Annotated in this window: 12 protein-coding genes; 7 read left to right on the top strand and 5 right to left on the bottom strand. The window is 57.0% G+C overall.

Annotated features, from left to right (window positions below):
- Positions 1 to 113: 113 nt before the first annotated feature.
- Both ACO6TI_RS14785 and ACO6TI_RS14780 read left to right on the top strand, forming a co-directional pair.
- Complete coding sequence (locus tag ACO6TI_RS14785; protein WP_196900744.1) at positions 114 to 1217, top strand: efflux RND transporter periplasmic adaptor subunit; 1104 nt, start codon at positions 114 to 116, stop codon at positions 1215 to 1217.
- A gap of 15 nt (positions 1218 to 1232) precedes the next feature.
- Positions 1233 to 4382, top strand: coding sequence for an efflux RND transporter permease subunit (locus tag ACO6TI_RS14780; RefSeq protein WP_055111893.1), 3150 nt, complete (start codon positions 1233 to 1235; stop codon positions 4380 to 4382).
- A gap of 62 nt (positions 4383 to 4444) precedes the next feature.
- Here ACO6TI_RS14780 and ACO6TI_RS14775 read toward each other — a convergent pair whose 3' ends face one another.
- Positions 4445 to 5029 (bottom strand): nitroreductase family protein, encoded by a 585-nt coding sequence (locus ACO6TI_RS14775; RefSeq protein ID WP_104702833.1) that lies wholly within the window; start codon positions 5027 to 5029, stop codon positions 4445 to 4447.
- A 99-nt stretch (positions 5030 to 5128) separates the two neighbouring features.
- Complete coding sequence (locus ACO6TI_RS14770; protein WP_422385181.1) at positions 5129 to 6064, bottom strand: DMT family transporter; 936 nt, start codon at positions 6062 to 6064, stop codon at positions 5129 to 5131.
- A gap of 63 nt (positions 6065 to 6127) precedes the next feature.
- On the opposite strand from ACO6TI_RS14770, the gene ACO6TI_RS14765 reads away from it, so the two are divergent.
- The 3 genes from ACO6TI_RS14765 (at position 6128) to trhA (ending at position 9207) form a co-directional block, all read left to right on the top strand.
- Positions 6128 to 7081 (top strand): LysR family transcriptional regulator, encoded by a 954-nt coding sequence (locus ACO6TI_RS14765; protein WP_196878474.1) that lies wholly within the window; start codon positions 6128 to 6130, stop codon positions 7079 to 7081.
- A gap of 113 nt (positions 7082 to 7194) precedes the next feature.
- Positions 7195 to 8547 carry a DHA2 family efflux MFS transporter permease subunit gene (locus tag ACO6TI_RS14760; protein ID WP_422385180.1) on the top strand — a complete coding sequence of 451 codons (1353 nt, stop codon included), beginning with the start codon at positions 7195 to 7197 and terminating at the stop codon, positions 8545 to 8547.
- 15 nt (positions 8548 to 8562) lie between these two features.
- On the top strand, positions 8563 to 9207 hold the full coding sequence (trhA, locus tag ACO6TI_RS14755; protein WP_104703076.1) for a PAQR family membrane homeostasis protein TrhA: 645 nt from the start codon (positions 8563 to 8565) through the stop codon (positions 9205 to 9207).
- A gap of 19 nt (positions 9208 to 9226) precedes the next feature.
- Here the strand turns inward: trhA and ACO6TI_RS14750 are convergent, their stop codons facing one another.
- Positions 9227 to 9958 (bottom strand): L,D-transpeptidase, encoded by a 732-nt coding sequence (locus ACO6TI_RS14750; protein ID WP_104703077.1) that lies wholly within the window; start codon positions 9956 to 9958, stop codon positions 9227 to 9229.
- 153 nt (positions 9959 to 10111) lie between these two features.
- Here ACO6TI_RS14750 and ACO6TI_RS14745 point away from each other — a divergent pair, with 153 nt between their 5' ends.
- Positions 10112 to 11179 (top strand): dipeptidase, encoded by a 1068-nt coding sequence (locus ACO6TI_RS14745; protein ID WP_422385179.1) that lies wholly within the window; start codon positions 10112 to 10114, stop codon positions 11177 to 11179.
- A 399-nt stretch (positions 11180 to 11578) separates the two neighbouring features.
- Positions 11579 to 12343: a GntR family transcriptional regulator gene (locus tag ACO6TI_RS14740; protein ID WP_158510328.1), complete on the top strand. Its 765-nt coding sequence runs from the start codon at positions 11579 to 11581 to the stop codon at positions 12341 to 12343.
- Between the two features lie 25 nt (positions 12344 to 12368).
- On the opposite strand, the gene ACO6TI_RS14735 is transcribed toward ACO6TI_RS14740, so the two are convergent.
- Together ACO6TI_RS14735 and ACO6TI_RS14730 are read right to left on the bottom strand one after the other, a co-directional pair.
- Complete coding sequence (locus tag ACO6TI_RS14735; protein WP_209013304.1) at positions 12369 to 13994, bottom strand: ABC transporter ATP-binding protein; 1626 nt, start codon at positions 13992 to 13994, stop codon at positions 12369 to 12371.
- Positions 13995 to 14004: 10 nt separating this feature from the next.
- Positions 14005 to 15129, bottom strand: coding sequence for an ABC transporter permease subunit (locus ACO6TI_RS14730; RefSeq protein ID WP_196878476.1), 1125 nt, complete (start codon positions 15127 to 15129; stop codon positions 14005 to 14007).
- Between the last annotated feature and the right edge of the window lie 12 nt (positions 15130 to 15141).

Raw genomic sequence — 15141 nt, 5'->3', positions numbered from 1 at the left:
TTGCGAAGACGGCCAAAATAAATTGTAAATTGCCCTGTTTTCAATCGCTTCGCCGCGCATTCCGGTTATGATGAAAATCGATTTGAATTGGACATGTTTCGGCTGGAGGGGTCATGAAAGCTGCCAAGGTATTGTTGGGCCTGACTGTCGGTCTTGTCAGCGGGATCGGTGCGAGTGCTCAGGAAAGCGGATCATCCCCTCAAAAAGTCAGCGTAGCCAAAGTCCAGATGATCACACCGGCAAACAGTTCGCGTTATGTCGGCCGCGTCGAGGCAACGAACAGCGTCGACATCGTCGCCAGGGTTGAGGGCTATCTGACAGAACGCAAGTTCACCGAAGGCGGTTCGGTCAAGCAGGGCGACCTGCTTTACGTGATCGAAAAGGATCTTTACCAGGCAAGCGTCGACCAATCCAAAGCCACGCTCGAGGGAGCGAAGGCAACGCTCAAAAACGCACAGATCGAGCTGGAACGCCAGCGGCAATTGCTTGCCAAGGGAGACGTCTCACAGGCTGTCTATGACAGTGCGAAGGCGACGGCGGATCTGGACCAGTCCAATGTGGACGAGGCACAGGCCAACCTGGAAACGGCCACGATCAACCTGGGATATACGAACATCACCAGTCCGATCGACGGCCGCATCAGCAAGACCAATCTCAATGTAGGCAATCTTGTCGATTCGAACACCGGCGCGCTCGCGACCGTTACCAGCGTCAATCCGATCTATGTCAGCTTCTACATGGGCGAAAAGGATCTGATAAAGGACCGGGAAGCTGGCCTTATCGGTGACGACGGTGCAACGTTTCAAGTCGGTCTTACCCTTGCCGACGGAACGAAATATCCCTCCGAGGGAAAGATCTCCTACGTGGGAACCTCGGTCGAGGAAGGCAGCGACTCCGTCGAACTGCGCGCAACATTCGACAACCCGAAGAACCTCCTGATCCCCGGTCAATTCGTCAATGTCTCCGTCAAGGACGAGACGCAGACGCCGATGCCGGCAATTCCGCAATCCGCAATCCAGCTCGACGCGAAGAGCCATTTCGTCTTCGTGGTCGGTGCGGACAACAAGGTCGAACGGCGGGACATCGTGCTCGGCCGGCAATCGGGCACGCTCTGGGAAGTCACATCGGGCCTCAAGGATGGAGAGCAGGTCGTTGTTCAGGGTCTTCAACGGATTCGACCCGACATGACGGTCGACCCGGTTGAAGCAAAAAGCTAGAAGAGACCTGAGGCCATGCTGTCCAAGTTTTTTATCGACCGACCGAATTTCGCGCTCGTGCTGTCGCTGATAGCGTCCCTTGTTGGGGTGATCGCCATCATCTTCATACCGATTGCAGAATATCCGGACGTCACTCCGCCGCAGATCGTGGTGGCTGCGCAGTATCCCGGTGCCGATTCCGAACTCATCGAAAAATCGGTCGCGGTCCCGATCGAAGAGCAGGTGAACGGCGTCGACGACATGCTCTACATGTCCTCGACCAGTTCCAACTCCGGTTCGTATCAACTGACCATCACGTTTGAAGTCGGCACGGATCCGGATATTGCGGCGGTAAATGTGCAGAACCGGGTGGCGCTCGCCGAACCGACCCTGCCGCAGTCCGTCAAGACACTTGGCGTTTCCACGCAAAAACAATCCGCAAACATGCTCCAGGTCATCAATCTGGTTTCACCGGACGAAAGCCGGGACGCCATCTACCTGAGCAACTACGCGACCATTCACATGCAGGACCGCCTGTCCCGCCTGCCCGGCGTTGGCAGCGTGTCGCAATTCGGTCCGCTGGACTACAGCATGCGGGTCTGGATGAACCCAGACCAGATGGCGGCCCTCAACCTGACAGCATCCGACCTTTCGAACGCAATACAGGCCCAGAACGCCCGTGCAACAGCCGGTCAGATCGGCGGAGCGCCCTTTGCGGGCCCGACCGACCTGCAGTTTACGCTGAAATCGCAGGGCCTTCTGGAAACGACTGAGCAATTCGGCAACATCGTGGTATCAGGCGACACTTCAGGGCAACTCGTGCGGCTGAGAGACGTGGCAAGGATAGAGCTCGGCTCCAGTTCCTATTCGGCCTATTCTGCGCTCAACAACAAACCGGCGACGTCTATCGCCGTTTACCAGAGCCCCGGCGCCAATGCGCTCGACGTGGCAGCCCTCGTCGCCGAAGAGCTTGACAGGATGAAGGCGGACTTTCCGTCCGGGGTCGAATACGAGCTTCTTTACGATATTACCAAGGCGGTCCGTGCCTCTATCGAGGAAATTCTGACGACCCTTGCCATCACAACGGCACTCGTCGTGTTCGTTGTGTTCATGTTCCTGATGAACTGGCGTGCGGTCATCATCCCGGCCGTTGCCATTCCCGTATCGTTGCTTGGAACGCTGGCGGTTCTCTACCTGATCGGGTTTTCCGCAAACCTGATCACGCTGTTCGGTGTTGTCCTTGCCATCACGCTCGTCGTCGACGATGCCATCGTCATCATCGAAAACACCGAGCGTATCATGAGCGAGGAAGGTCTCGCACCTCGTGAAGCCACCCTCAAGGCCATGAGTCAGGTGACGAGTCCCATCATCGCGACCACATTCGTACTGCTTGCGGTTTTCGTGCCGGTTTGTTTCTTTCCGGGGATTACCGGACGGATCTATCTGCAATTCGCCCTGACGATCACCGTCGCTTTCTGCCTGTCTGCGGTCAATGCGCTGACACTGTCACCCGTGTTGTGTTCAATCCTTTTGCGCCGCTCGGATGCCAAGCCGCCCCGGCTTCTGCGGTTCTTCGCCAGGTTCGTCGACAAGGTTCGCGACGGCTACGTGTGGCTTGTCCGGATCATGATCCGCCACGTCGCACTGTCACTTCTCATACTTGTCGCCGCTGTTGCAGCGACTGTCTTCATGTTCCGCGAAACGGCAACCGGCTTCATACCGCTTGAGGACAAGGGCGTCCTCTTTGCCAATGTCCAGCTTCCGGATGGCGCATCTCTGCAGCGATCGGACGCGCTGGCAAAAGAAATGACATCTGTGATGCGGGAGGTCGAGGGCGTGACCGATGTCATTTCCGTTACCGGCTTCAGCATCATTGCGGGTGAAGGCTCAAACTATGTCACGCTGATCCCGATACTGGCTCCCTGGGATGAACGGAAAACGAAGGCCACCCAGTGGTACAACATCCTTGGAACACTCAACGAGAAACTTGCAACCTTCGAGGAGGCGATCGCCTTTGTCTTTCCCCTGCCCCCGATCGACGGACTTGGAATTTCCGGTGGCATAGCAGCCCAGATCCAGGATGATGCCGGTGCCAGCGTGGTTGATCTGGGAGCGGTAACGAACGCGGTCCTCTCGGCGGCGAACGACAACCCGATCTTCCTGCAGGTTTTCAGTTCCCTTTCCGCCAGCAATCCTCAATACGAGGTTGATCTGAACCGGGACAAGGCAGAGGCCCTCGGCGTCGATGTCAGCGACATATTCACCGCTCTTCAGGCCAATCTCGGGTCCTACTACGTCAACAATTTCATTCTCGACAGCAAGATATTCTGGGTCATCCTCGCGTCCGAGGCGGAGTATCGGCAGACGCTTGAAGATGTAGGCAACATATATGTCCGCGGCTCATCCGGCGACATGATCCCGCTCAGTACGCTGGTCAATCTTACCCCGGTTGTCGGTCCCCAGAGCGTAACCCGCTACGACATGGTCCGCTCGGCAGCGGTTCAAGGCCTCACCAACACGGGTTTCAGCACTGGCGACGGGATTACCGCCTTCGAGAAAGTCGCCCAGGACGTTCTGCCAAAGGGGTATTCCATTGAATGGACGGGCATGTCGCTTCAGGAAATCGAGGCCGGCTCCTATGTCATCTATATTTTCCTGCTGGCCTTCCTGTTTGCCTATCTCTGTCTTGTTGCGCAGTACGAGAGCTGGCTGTTGCCGATTTCCGTGATGCTGTCGGCAGTCTTTGCGGTTTGCGGCGCCATGATCCCGCTCTACCTGATCGACGTTCTGAACAACAACATCTACGCCCAGATAGGTATGGTGCTTCTGATCGGATTGGCGGCCAAGAAGGCGATCATGCTTGTCGAGTTTTCCCGCAATTGCCGTGACGAAGGCATGAGCATAACGGACGCAGCGATCAGCGCGGCACACACGCGGTTCCGCCCGGTGACGATGACCGGCCTGTGTTTCATCATCGGGGTCTTGCCGCTGGTATTCGCGACAGGTGCCGGGTCGGCGAGCCGGATTTCCATTGGCCTGCCGGTTTTCGCCGGAATGATCCTGGACAGCACGATCGGTCTCCTGATGATCCCGGTTCTTTATGTGGCGGTTCAAAGTTTTCGAGAGAAGGTATTTGGGAAGCCGTCGTCGGAACTGGACAAAGTTCAATCCGGCTCAAGTGCGTAATGTAGCGGGGTGGCGATGCAATTATTCGCCACCTTCGCTCGATGCGCAAGAGAACCGTTTCGTCAGCCCCAGGTTCCCGCAAAAGCGATTTCGCTCAGTGGTTTGCGAGCGCTCGGCGTTTCGCGCTCCTGCAGACTTTCCGACAGTTGAGACGCATCGCCCCGCCTGCCGATTGCAATGGCGATTTCCGGCTTGAACCGGTCCGGGACACCCAGCCGCTGGTGAATATCCTCTTTCAAGATGCCGGCCATCCCATGTGTGTGATACCCGAGCGCGGTTGCCTGTAGAGCGACATGGGCCCAAGCCGATCCGGCATCGAAGGAATGGGTGCCGCTCGCCCGGTTCGGCTCGTCGTTCTTGCCGTCAACTTCCGTGTCAGAAAACAGATAAACCAGCGCGGAGGCATGCTGGGCCCAATCCAGGTTGAAGGGGTTCAGCAGATTGACCAGGGTTTCCCAATGGTCAGCCCCTCGGCGCGCGTAAACGAACCTCCAGGGCTGAATATTGAAGGCAGACGGCGACCAGCGCGCCGCTTCGAGGATGGTTTTCAGATCGGCTTCCGGCATTTCGGATCCGTCAAAAGCGCGCGTTGACCAACGATCGACAAAGAGGTTTTCGACGGGATGATCGGGATTGCGACCAGTCATTGGCAAGTTCTCCTAGGCTCATGCGGGCTTCTAGCTGCCCGGTTGAGCCGGAGATAATCACTTTTTATCTTTATATCAAGATTCTTTTTATAAAGATATTTATCTTGCCTGAACGACCCTCGGTTCCTGTGCCGGGCTGGCGCCCGGTGCTGGCGCAACCAGTATCGCGGACAGAACGAGCAACGCACACACGAGTTCGAGCAATCCGAATGTCTCACCGAAAACAAGCCAGCCAACCAGGAACATGGTGGGCAGTTCGAAACTGCCGGCTGCTGCGGTTCGCATAGGACCGATTTTCTGGCATGCGATTGTGTACATGATCTGCGGAACGAGCGCCGTGACCAGCCCCATCAACACAATCAGCCACAACTCATCGAATGATGACGGCAATATGGATCCGCCACCTTCATGGAGCGCCAGCGGCAACAAGCCGGCAATGGCACCGACCAGGGTACTCACGGCGCGCTCAAGCGGATTGAGATCACCGGACATTCCGCTCAGGACGACGATCAGAAAACCGAACGCGATCGGCGCGGGGATAGCCCACAGCAAAGCCGCAAGGATCTGAGGCGACAACGCAGATGGGTCCAGCAGGAGCGAAGCCGCCCCAAGCACCAGAGCGATCGCGGCGAAGGTTCTCCAGGTGAGCGCCTGGCGCAGAAGTCCCCATGCAAACAGTGCTGCGAAGGCGGGGTAGGACATGTAAACGACGCCGGCTGCTGCGAGTGGCGCCATGCTGATCGCCTCCAGATAGCCGATCAGACTGAGGCCGACGACACCTCCCGCGCCGGCAAGAAGCAAGGCCTTTCCCCATTTATGCCGCTCGCGCGGAAGAAACGGCAGCAGCACAACCACCGAGATCCCGTAGCGGTACAGCGCAATCGTGGCCGGACCGGTTCCCAGCCCCTGAAACTCCCGGACAAAGACTGGTACCAGACCGAAGCAGATAGCCGTCACCACGATTGTGAGTGTTGCGACTGCAGGACTGAGTTGGAAGCGGGGTAAAGAGAAGACTGACATGCCCTTTCGATACATCGCCTCTCTCCATAAATAAAATTCTTAGTTTTCATTTTGATCATGAAATGATTTCATGGAGGAATGATACCGAAACTCGCCATTCATCACCTGACGCTCCTCTCCGCCCTGAATGAAACCGGAAGCATGACCATTTCCGCATCCCGCCTGGGCATAACCCAGTCCGCCGCCTCCCACCGGCTTCGCGAAGCCGAGCGACGGATCGGGATTTCTCTCGTCCAACGGGGTGAAACCGGCTTTCAGCTCACACCCGAAGGCGAACGCCTCAGGCGGCTGGGGGAAAATTTTCTCGCCGAGTTGTTCAGGCTGGAGCAGGAACTGGAGGCTTCCGCGCAGGAACAACGTCTGCTGGTCCGGCTCGGCCAGGCGACTTACAGTCGTTACCACTGGTTCCCGGCCTTTCTGGAATATCTGGAAGCCGAAGACACCAACCTGACAGTAGATCTTTCGGGCAACGCGACGTCCCGGCCGCTCGCCTCGCTGATCGACGGTTCCGTGGATGTTTCGCTGGTGTTCGGCAGGGAACCTGCCCTTGCCCAATTCAAGGCCACAAAACTTGGATCCGACCCGATCGTCGCCGTCATGTCGGCAAATCACCCACTGGCAGGCGAACCCGTCGTCAACAGTCTGAACATGGGTGACGAGCGATTTTTCGTATATCCGCTGACGGCCGAACCCGGTTTCGACTGGACCACCCTTCTCGGCGCTCCGGTCGAACCTTTCCGCCGCCTGACGTCGATGCCGACACCGGAGGCCGTCATCGATCTTGTGCGAGCAAGTTTCGGCGTTGCGCTTTTCAGCCAATGGGCGATCGAACCCGAACTGGCGGATGGCACACTGGTTGCGCGGCCAATCGCGGACGAAGGCATGTATCTCGACTGGTGGTGCGTCAGACGCGCGTCGGACCCGAACGACGGTCCGGCGGCCCGCCTGGCAGCGGCCCTGTTGTCCTGGAGTGCGCAGTCTGACCGTGCCTTGTCTACGCTGGCCTTTGCGGCAGATCGGCCAAGCCTTTGATTGCATTCTCAAGAAACAGCTATGCTACCGTCTGCCGGCTGACTTAAGGTGGAAATTGACCGGCACAGGGCAAGCAACGCCCAAAGTGTTTATCGACAAGGAAGCAGCGGATAATGTCACTTTCCGACAAAGAGCGTAAGCGGGGTCTTGTTCTTGCGGTTGGTTGTCTCGGCGGTCTCGTCATGCTCGACGAAACGGTGCTCGGCGTGTCATTGCCCGCCATTCGCGAACATTTCCACCTGTCCGCGACAACGACACACTGGATACTCAACGCGTACATGCTTGCCTTCACATGCTTTGCTGCCGTTGGCGGCAAGGCAATCGACCTGTTCGGATTTCGACCTGCCCTCATTGCCTGCAGTATTGTTTTTGCCATCGCCAGTCTTGTCGCGGGATTAGCAGACAGCATCGCAATACTGATCGCAATGCGTGTCGTTCAAGGACTTTGCGCGGCGATCATGTTTCCCATGTCACTCGCCGCCGCAACTTTGACTTTCGACGAAAACGAACGCGGCAGGGCGATCGGCATACTGGCCGCCATGGCGACCATTTTTCTCGCAGCCGGTCCATTGGTCGGCGGTGTTCTGACGGATTTTCTTTCCTGGCGGTGGGTCTTCTGGATCAACGTTCCCGTTGTCGTCGCGGGGAGTGTTCTTGCCTGCATCTTGTGGCGCAATCCGGAACACTCGCGGCCACGCCCCGTCATCGATCCCATCGGACTTGTGCTGATGCTCATTGGGCTAACCGCATTTATTTTCGGCCTGATGGAAGGACCCGATTTCGGCTGGTTGTCACCGGTGATCCTTGGAACCGTGTTCGGAGGTGTCATCGGCATCGCGGTCTTCCTGGTCTATGAGACCAGAAAGGCCAAACCGCTGATCGATGTACGCCTGTTCAAACTGCCCCCGTTTCACGCGAGCGCGATGATCATTCTGCTCACCCAAATGAGCAAGATTGTCGTTGCGATCTATGTGCCGCACTACCTGCAGCTGGATCTGTCCTATTCAGCTCTCTGGGCTGGAATCGGCACAGTCATCGCCGTCTTGCCGATGCCCATTCTGGCTGCCCCGGCCGGAAAATTCTCGGACAAATACGGCTCCCGAAAACCGGTTCTGTTTTCCATGGCCCTCCTGGCGGTAGCCAACATACTGATTGGCCTGGTCATGCTGCTGAACACTTATTGGGCGCTGGCGCCAGTTCTGCTCATGTGGGGGATTTTCCTGCCGTTCGCAATGATCCCGACAGGACGCATAACCGCAAACTCCGTGCCGAGAGACAAACAGGGCGAAGTCAGCGGCCTCATCATCAGCGCCCGTCTTGTCGGCGGCACACTCGGTGTCACTCTGGGAAGCGTCCTTCTGGCCATGGGAGCGGGTTTCACGTCGATATTCGTCACCATGGGCGTCATGATCGCCCTGGCATGTGCCTACAGCTCAATTGCACTGGAATATGATTCGACATCATGAGGCGTGGAAGGTGAAATGACGGAATTCAGGGCTCAATCACTCGCAGAACTGATCGCTGATGGTGCTATCCACACGATTGGCATCTGCCTCGGTCTGACCGCAACGGTCGTGCTCGCGGTAACGCTCTGGAATACCGGCGACCCGACCCGGCAGATCACCGTGATGATCTATGCGGCCTGCCTGATGACCATGCTGATCTGTTCAGCGCTCTACAACATGCTCGCCAAGGATCACAAATCCGGCATTTTGCGGCGACTTGATCATGCAGCGATCTTTCTGATGATTGCAGGCACCTATACGCCCCTTGCTGCTGTCATCATAGGAGGTTGGACCGGCGGCATCCTGCTTGCGATCGTTTGGACGGGTGCCCTGTCCGGGGCCCTGCTGAAGCTGGTTCACCTGTCCCGTACCGAGCGATTGACGGTTCCGATCTATCTGGGTCTTGGCTGGGTCGTTGTCTTTGCCGCCAATCCGCTGATCGAAAGAGCGTCGACATTCGGCTTCTACATGATCCTGGCCGGCGGATTGCTCTACACGATCGGGACTGCATTCTACGCCTGGAAGAAGCTGCCCTTCCAAAACGCCATCTGGCACGCGTTCGTCCTCGCCGCGGCAGTCTGCCACTTCAGTGCAGTCCTGCACGACGTTGCCCTAACCTAGGCTCTGGCACCACTCGACGTTACGCCTCGGCGTTGGGGTCCTTGCTCAGCACGACCACCTTCGTTCGCAGCGGAACACGGTTGAACAGGTCGATCACGTCCTGCTGCCACATGCGAATGCAGCCGGAAGAAACGCTCTTGCCGATGGAGGAAGGCTTGTTGGTGCCGTGAATACGAAAAAGCGTATCGACCGGCCCCTGCCAAAGATCCATGGCACGCGCACCGAGCGGATTTTTCAGGCCGGGCGGATAACCCTTTTCCCAGTATCGCTCGAGTGAGGGCTTCCGCGCGATCATCTCGCGTGGAGGGCGCCAAATCGGATGTTCGCGCTTCACGCGGATCAACGCTTCACCGGACCAGTCAAATCCGGCGCGACCGACACCGATGCCGTAGCGAAGCGCTTTCTTGTTGCCAAGGGTCCAGTAAAGATAGTTGTTGTACGGATCGACAATGATCGTGCCTGGTCTTTCCCGGGTCTTGTACTCCACGATCTGCCGCAGATAACTCTCATCGAAATTCTTGTAATTGATCGCCGGCCAGGTGTACTCGCCATCCGGCAAAGCCGCGTAGGCGGTCGCATAGTCGAAGTTCTCGTCCGGCAGCTCGGCCTGATCCGGCAGCCCGACGGCCGTCTGGCATCCTGCCAACGCGGCACCGGTGAGCAACAGGCCTCCGGTCAGAAATGTCCGGCGTGAAACCAGGCCATCTTTTCCCAAATTTGAGTTTTCGTGCAGCGGCAATTCGCGCGTCATGTGACCTCCGAAAAATCTGGCACTCTTCTTGGGCCAGCTTTTCAACAGTTGCAAGTCACTTTCGCAAAAGCGCCTTACATTATTTGCGCGAACGACTAGAGTATGCACGTCGCCCCCCCATTTGTGATCCTCCGGTATCTTCAAGGACATTTCGTGCAACACGACGCTTCAGCTTCTCACTATCCGATTTTCGACGGTCACAACGACACGCTGCTCAAGCTTGAGATCAACGCGATCAAGGGCGAGGAACGCGACTTTTTTGAACGGTCTGACCAGGGGCACATCGATTTTGTTCGCGCAAGGCAAGCCGGCTTTTCCGGCGGCCTCTTCGCCATGTTTGTTCCATCGAATCCGGACCAGGACTTTTCCAAGTCGTTCAATCCGAAGGACCCGTCCAATTTTCAAGCAGTACCGCAAAAACAGGCGCTCGACTTCACCAAGCGCCTGTTGGAGCGCGCCGAACAGATTGAAGCCGCCTCGAACGGTTCAGTAGTCATCTGCAAATCTCCAAAGGAAAACCGGGAAGCGATCGAAACCGGCAAGCTTGCCATCAGTCTTCATATCGAAGGCGCCGAAGCCATCGACACGGAGTTCCACGCCCTGGAAGAGCTCTACGAGCGGGGACTTCGTTCCATCGGCCTTGTCTGGAGTCGTGAAAATGCCTTCGGTTACGGCGTTCCGATGTCCTATCCGGCGTCACCTGATATCGGTCCTGGCCTGCCAGAAGCCGGGCGTGAACTTGTCAGGGCCTGCAACAAACTTGGCGTTTTGCTGGATGTCTCACATCTCAACGAAAAGGGATTCTGGGACCTTGCAGGCATTACCGACCGGCCGATCGTCGCAAGTCATTCAAATGTGCATTCCATCTGTGCCAGCAGTCGAAACCTGACCGACAAGCAACTCGACGCCATCAAGGAAAGCGGAGGCCTGGTCGGGGTAAATTTCCATGTGGCGTTCCTGAGACCTGACGGCAAATTTCAGAAAGACACATCCCTTGAAGTCGTTGCCGATCACACTGCCTATCTCGTGGATCGGCTCGGTGAGGACCATGTCGGCCTGGGTTCCGACTACGACGGGTGCATTCCGCCTGCAGATCTGAGTGATGTAACCGGTCTGCCACGGCTCTTCGATGTGCTGCGAGAGCGGGGTTTCAGTTCTGACACACTCAGAAAACTGGCTTTTGAAAACTGGTTGTCCATGCTGGAAAAGTCGTCCGCCTGAGGGCACCTGATCCCGACCCAAACCGGCTGCCCGTGGCTTCGGACCTTTTTCTGCTCGCGAATTTGTTACTAAAGCTTTCGAATTCGCGATTGCAATCATTGTGACCAAGGTCGAAGATGTACACATCAGCACTTTTTGCAGCCGTTCAAATGTCAATTCCGGCATTGTGAGAATCCCACTTTCAGGCAATTTTGACCGACCCGGTTTTCACCAGAAACGTGGAAAGGTCACAAAAGACCGGCAGATGGCTGCTATTGGTCGGTGCGCCCCATTGACCGGTATTCCGTTGCTGGCGGAAAATCGGATGACAAGGAGCATGCAGGGTTGCCTGAAATTTCCGGCATCCATTGCAGCTCCTTGCGGCGATACCGATCTTTGATCAGTGGCGGGGGCGACGACGTGAACATACAGATTGCTGCGGACAAGACGCCGCAAGCAAAAGAGGTTTCAGGGGACAAACGCACCCGAAAATCGGAGTCGGTTTTTCAGGACCTGAAAGGCCGTATTCTGACTGGCCAGCTACGGCAGGACAGCCCCATGACCGAACAATCCCTCGCAAAGGACTATGCGTGTTCTCAAAGCACGATTCGGGAAGCCCTGATGTTGCTGCAGGAAGGCGGCCTTGTTGTCCGCAAAGGGTATCAGGGAACCTTCGTCACGGACCCTTCCGTTTCCGAAGCCCTGCTATTGCTCCGGTTGCGCGTCAATCTTGAAACCACCGGCATCATGGAAGCGGTAAAGAAAATTACTCCCTGCAAGCTCGCTGAACTTCGTGACCTCGATCGGCAATTCGTGGAAGCCCGAAGCCAGCGGGATGTCTTCACCTGCTCGGAAATCGATCGCGATTTTCACCTGCAGATCTTCAAGCTCGCTGGAATGCCCGCACTGGACTCCATGCTGGTCAGAACGTTGATGATGCTTCAGCGCATCATGCTGCCAAATCCGAGGCCGGATGAGGCATGGACTCACCCGGATATTGTGCAACACGACCTGTTGCTTGATGCGCTCGAAGCAAGAAACGACAAAGCAGCGGTCAAAGCGCTGAAGGATCACGTGTTTTCCAGCGCAACGCTTCTTGCCAAACAGTATTACGGCCGGGATCCCGTCGCCCTGCGGGCGCTGTGTGAAAGAGAGCCCGACCAGGTCGTTCTGGAAGGGCTCTGAAAGTCACATATCATACTGAGCCAAATCAGGCAGTTTCCATCATTTGCTGCTGGGTCAGCATCGCGGCACCGATAAGTTCTTTGGTGTAGTCGCATTTAGGCGCTTCAAATATCGCGTCTGCCGTACCGGCTTCGACCACTTTGCCGCGCTGCATGACCATCACCGTGTCTGACAGAGCGCGCACGACCGCGAGGTCATGGGAGATGAACAGATAGGTCAGTTCATGAGTTTTCTGCAAATCACGCAGAAGCTCGACAACCTGTTTCTGAATCGTGCGGTCCAGAGCCGACGTCGGCTCGTCCAGAACGACGAATTCAGGCTTCAGAACCATCGTGCGGGCAATGGCTATGCGCTGACGCTGCCCACCGGAGAACTCGTGCGGATACCGGTTGCGCATGACTGGATCGAGAGACACCTCCTCCAACGCCTGGCAGGCACGTGCATCCCGGTCTTTGGCGGTCAGCGATGGCTCATGCACGAGCAGGCCTTCGGAAATGATCTGACCGACCGTCAAGCGCGGACTGAGCGAGCCAAACGGGTCCTGAAAGATAAGTTGCATGTCCTTGCGAAGCGCCCGCATGGCAGCCTTGTCCAACCCGGAAATCTGTTGTCCGTGAAAGACAACGCGGCCCCCCGCGGGCAACAGGTTCAGGATCGCGCGGCCAAGCGTTGACTTGCCTGATCCGCTTTCACCCACAATGCCGAGCGTCTGGCCTTTGCGCAGTGAAAAGCTGATGTCGTCGACCGCGCGCAAGATGTGCTTGGGTTGCAGAAAACCGGAATCCAGTTCGAACTCGACCTCGACTTTCTGGGCTTCCAATAGAACTGGAGCGCTGTCGGGTACCGGAGGCTTGTGACCTGTCGGTTCGGCATCCAGCAGCATCTTGGTGTAGGGGTGCTCCGGCTGCGCGAAGATCTTGGCGGTTTCGCCGCTTTCAACGACCTCACCGGTTTTCATCACATAGACCCGATCGGAGATCCGGCGCACGATGCCAAGGTCATGGGTGATGAACATCACCGCCATACCAAGGCGTTTTTGCAGATCACGCAAAAGATCAAGGATCTGCGCCTGGGTCGTCACATCCAGAGCGGTCGTCGGTTCATCGGCGATCAGCACGTCCGGATCGTTTGCAAGTGCCATGGCGATCATCACGCGCTGGCGTTGACCGCCGGACATCTCGTAGGGATATGCCTTGATCTTGCGTTCCGGCTCCGGAATGTTCACCAACTTCAGAAGTTCAAGTGCCTTTGCCTTGGCCTCTTTCCAGGACAGGCCGCCATGAACCACCATCGGTTCAGCCAGTTGGCGGCCGATGGTATAAAGCGGATCAAGCGATGTCATCGGCTCCTGAAAGATCATGGTGACCTTGGCTCCGCGTATATCGTTCAGCTGCCTGGTCGACAGTCCGAGAATGTTGCGGCCTTCGTAGATGACTTCGCCTTCCGTTCGCCCGTTGGAGGCAAGAAGGCCCATGGCCGCCATCATCGTCTGGCTCTTGCCGGACCCGCTTTCTCCCACGATGGCGACCGTTTCACCGGCTTCCACGTGGATGTCGACGCCACGAACGGCATTAATTGTGCCCGTGCCGGTTTCAAAATCGACCTTCAAGTCGCGGATGGAAAGAACCGTTCTGCTGTTTTCCTGGGTCATGGTGCTCTCCTTACCGGTCCTTGGGATCCAGCGCATCGCGCAGGCCATCGCCGATAAAATTCAGCGCGAACAGGGTCGATGTCAGGAAGATTGACGGGAAGATGAGCATCCAGGCTGCCCCTTGCAGGTTCCGGGCGCCCTCAGAAATAAGAACGCCCCAGCTTGTCATAGGCTCCTGGATGCCAAGTCCCAGGAACGACAGGAAACTCTCAAGCAGAATGACTTTCGGTACGAGCAGTGTCATGTAGACCACAACAGGTCCGAGGGTGTTCGGAATGATGTGACGCTTCAGGATGCCGCCGTCGCCCACACCCATGGCTTCTGCCGCCTGCACGTATTCCTGACGTTTTATTGTCAGGGTCTGGCCGCGCACGATGCGGGCCATATCCAGCCATTCGACCGCCCCGACCGCAATGAACATCAAAATGAAGTTCCGGCCAAAGAACACGACAAGCATGATGACGAAGAAGATGAACGGCAGTGAATAGAGGATATCGACCACGCGCATCATCATCTGATCCACGCGCCCGCCGAGATACCCGGAGGTGGCGCCGTAGATGACGCCGATCGAAATGGCAACCACCGTCGCAAGCAGGCCGATCGTCAGGGAGACACGTCCGGCGATGAAGGTCCGGGTCATCATATCCCGGCCATTGGCATCCGTACCGAAGTAAAAGTGCATGTAGTTGATGCTGGCGCGGATGGTTGCGGATTTCTTGTCCGCGGACATGTCTGTCAGCTGGGCGTCCTTGAAGAGATCACTGCGATCGAAATACCGTGTCGAACGCGGATCGATTTCCCGTTTCGACGTCACGTTGGCAACCACGGTGTCCCCGTCCCGTTCGTACCCCTCCACTGTCATTCGGGCCCTCTTGGCGACGGACATGAATCCGGGCTCGACCTGTTCCGGTCTCGGATAGGCTTCCAGGCTCGCGGGAACCTTGACGTAGTCACGGTAAACCGTGTCGAATTCATGCGGTGACAGGGCCGGTCCCAAAACGGACACCAGAGCAATCGCCACCAGAACGATCATGCTGGCGACGGCCGCCCGGTTGGCCAGCAATCGATCACGCGCATCATCCCAGAGCGATCGACCTTTTGCAGGTGCGTCATTGTCTGTAACGGTTATCGTCATGATCCTGTCCTT

Source organism: Roseibium album (assembly GCF_965233825.1).
GTDB lineage: Bacteria > Pseudomonadota > Alphaproteobacteria > Rhizobiales > Stappiaceae > Roseibium > Roseibium album.
Note: the sequence above shows the minus strand (reverse complement) of the source record. Positions and strands in the feature narration are given on the sequence as shown.

What these genes read in the sequence shown, in the direction of transcription:
- ACO6TI_RS14785 (WP_196900744.1), top strand. Translation starts at nt 114, where the DNA reads ATGAAAGCTGCCAAGGTATTGTTGGGCCTGACTGTCGGTCTTGTCAGC.
- ACO6TI_RS14780 (WP_055111893.1), top strand. Translation starts at nt 1,233, where the DNA reads ATGCTGTCCAAGTTTTTTATCGACCGACCGAATTTCGCGCTCGTGCTG.
- ACO6TI_RS14775 (WP_104702833.1), bottom strand. Translation starts at nt 5,029, where the DNA reads ATGACTGGTCGCAATCCCGATCATCCCGTCGAAAACCTCTTTGTCGAT.
- ACO6TI_RS14770 (WP_422385181.1), bottom strand. Translation starts at nt 6,064, where the DNA reads ATGTATCGAAAGGGCATGTCAGTCTTCTCTTTACCCCGCTTCCAACTC.
- ACO6TI_RS14765 (WP_196878474.1), top strand. Translation starts at nt 6,128, where the DNA reads ATGATACCGAAACTCGCCATTCATCACCTGACGCTCCTCTCCGCCCTG.
- ACO6TI_RS14760 (WP_422385180.1), top strand. Translation starts at nt 7,195, where the DNA reads ATGTCACTTTCCGACAAAGAGCGTAAGCGGGGTCTTGTTCTTGCGGTT.
- trhA (WP_104703076.1), top strand. Translation starts at nt 8,563, where the DNA reads ATGACGGAATTCAGGGCTCAATCACTCGCAGAACTGATCGCTGATGGT.
- ACO6TI_RS14750 (WP_104703077.1), bottom strand. Translation starts at nt 9,958, where the DNA reads ATGACGCGCGAATTGCCGCTGCACGAAAACTCAAATTTGGGAAAAGAT.
- ACO6TI_RS14735 (WP_209013304.1), bottom strand. Translation starts at nt 13,994, where the DNA reads ATGACCCAGGAAAACAGCAGAACGGTTCTTTCCATCCGCGACTTGAAG.
- ACO6TI_RS14730 (WP_196878476.1), bottom strand. Translation starts at nt 15,129, where the DNA reads ATGACGATAACCGTTACAGACAATGACGCACCTGCAAAAGGTCGATCG.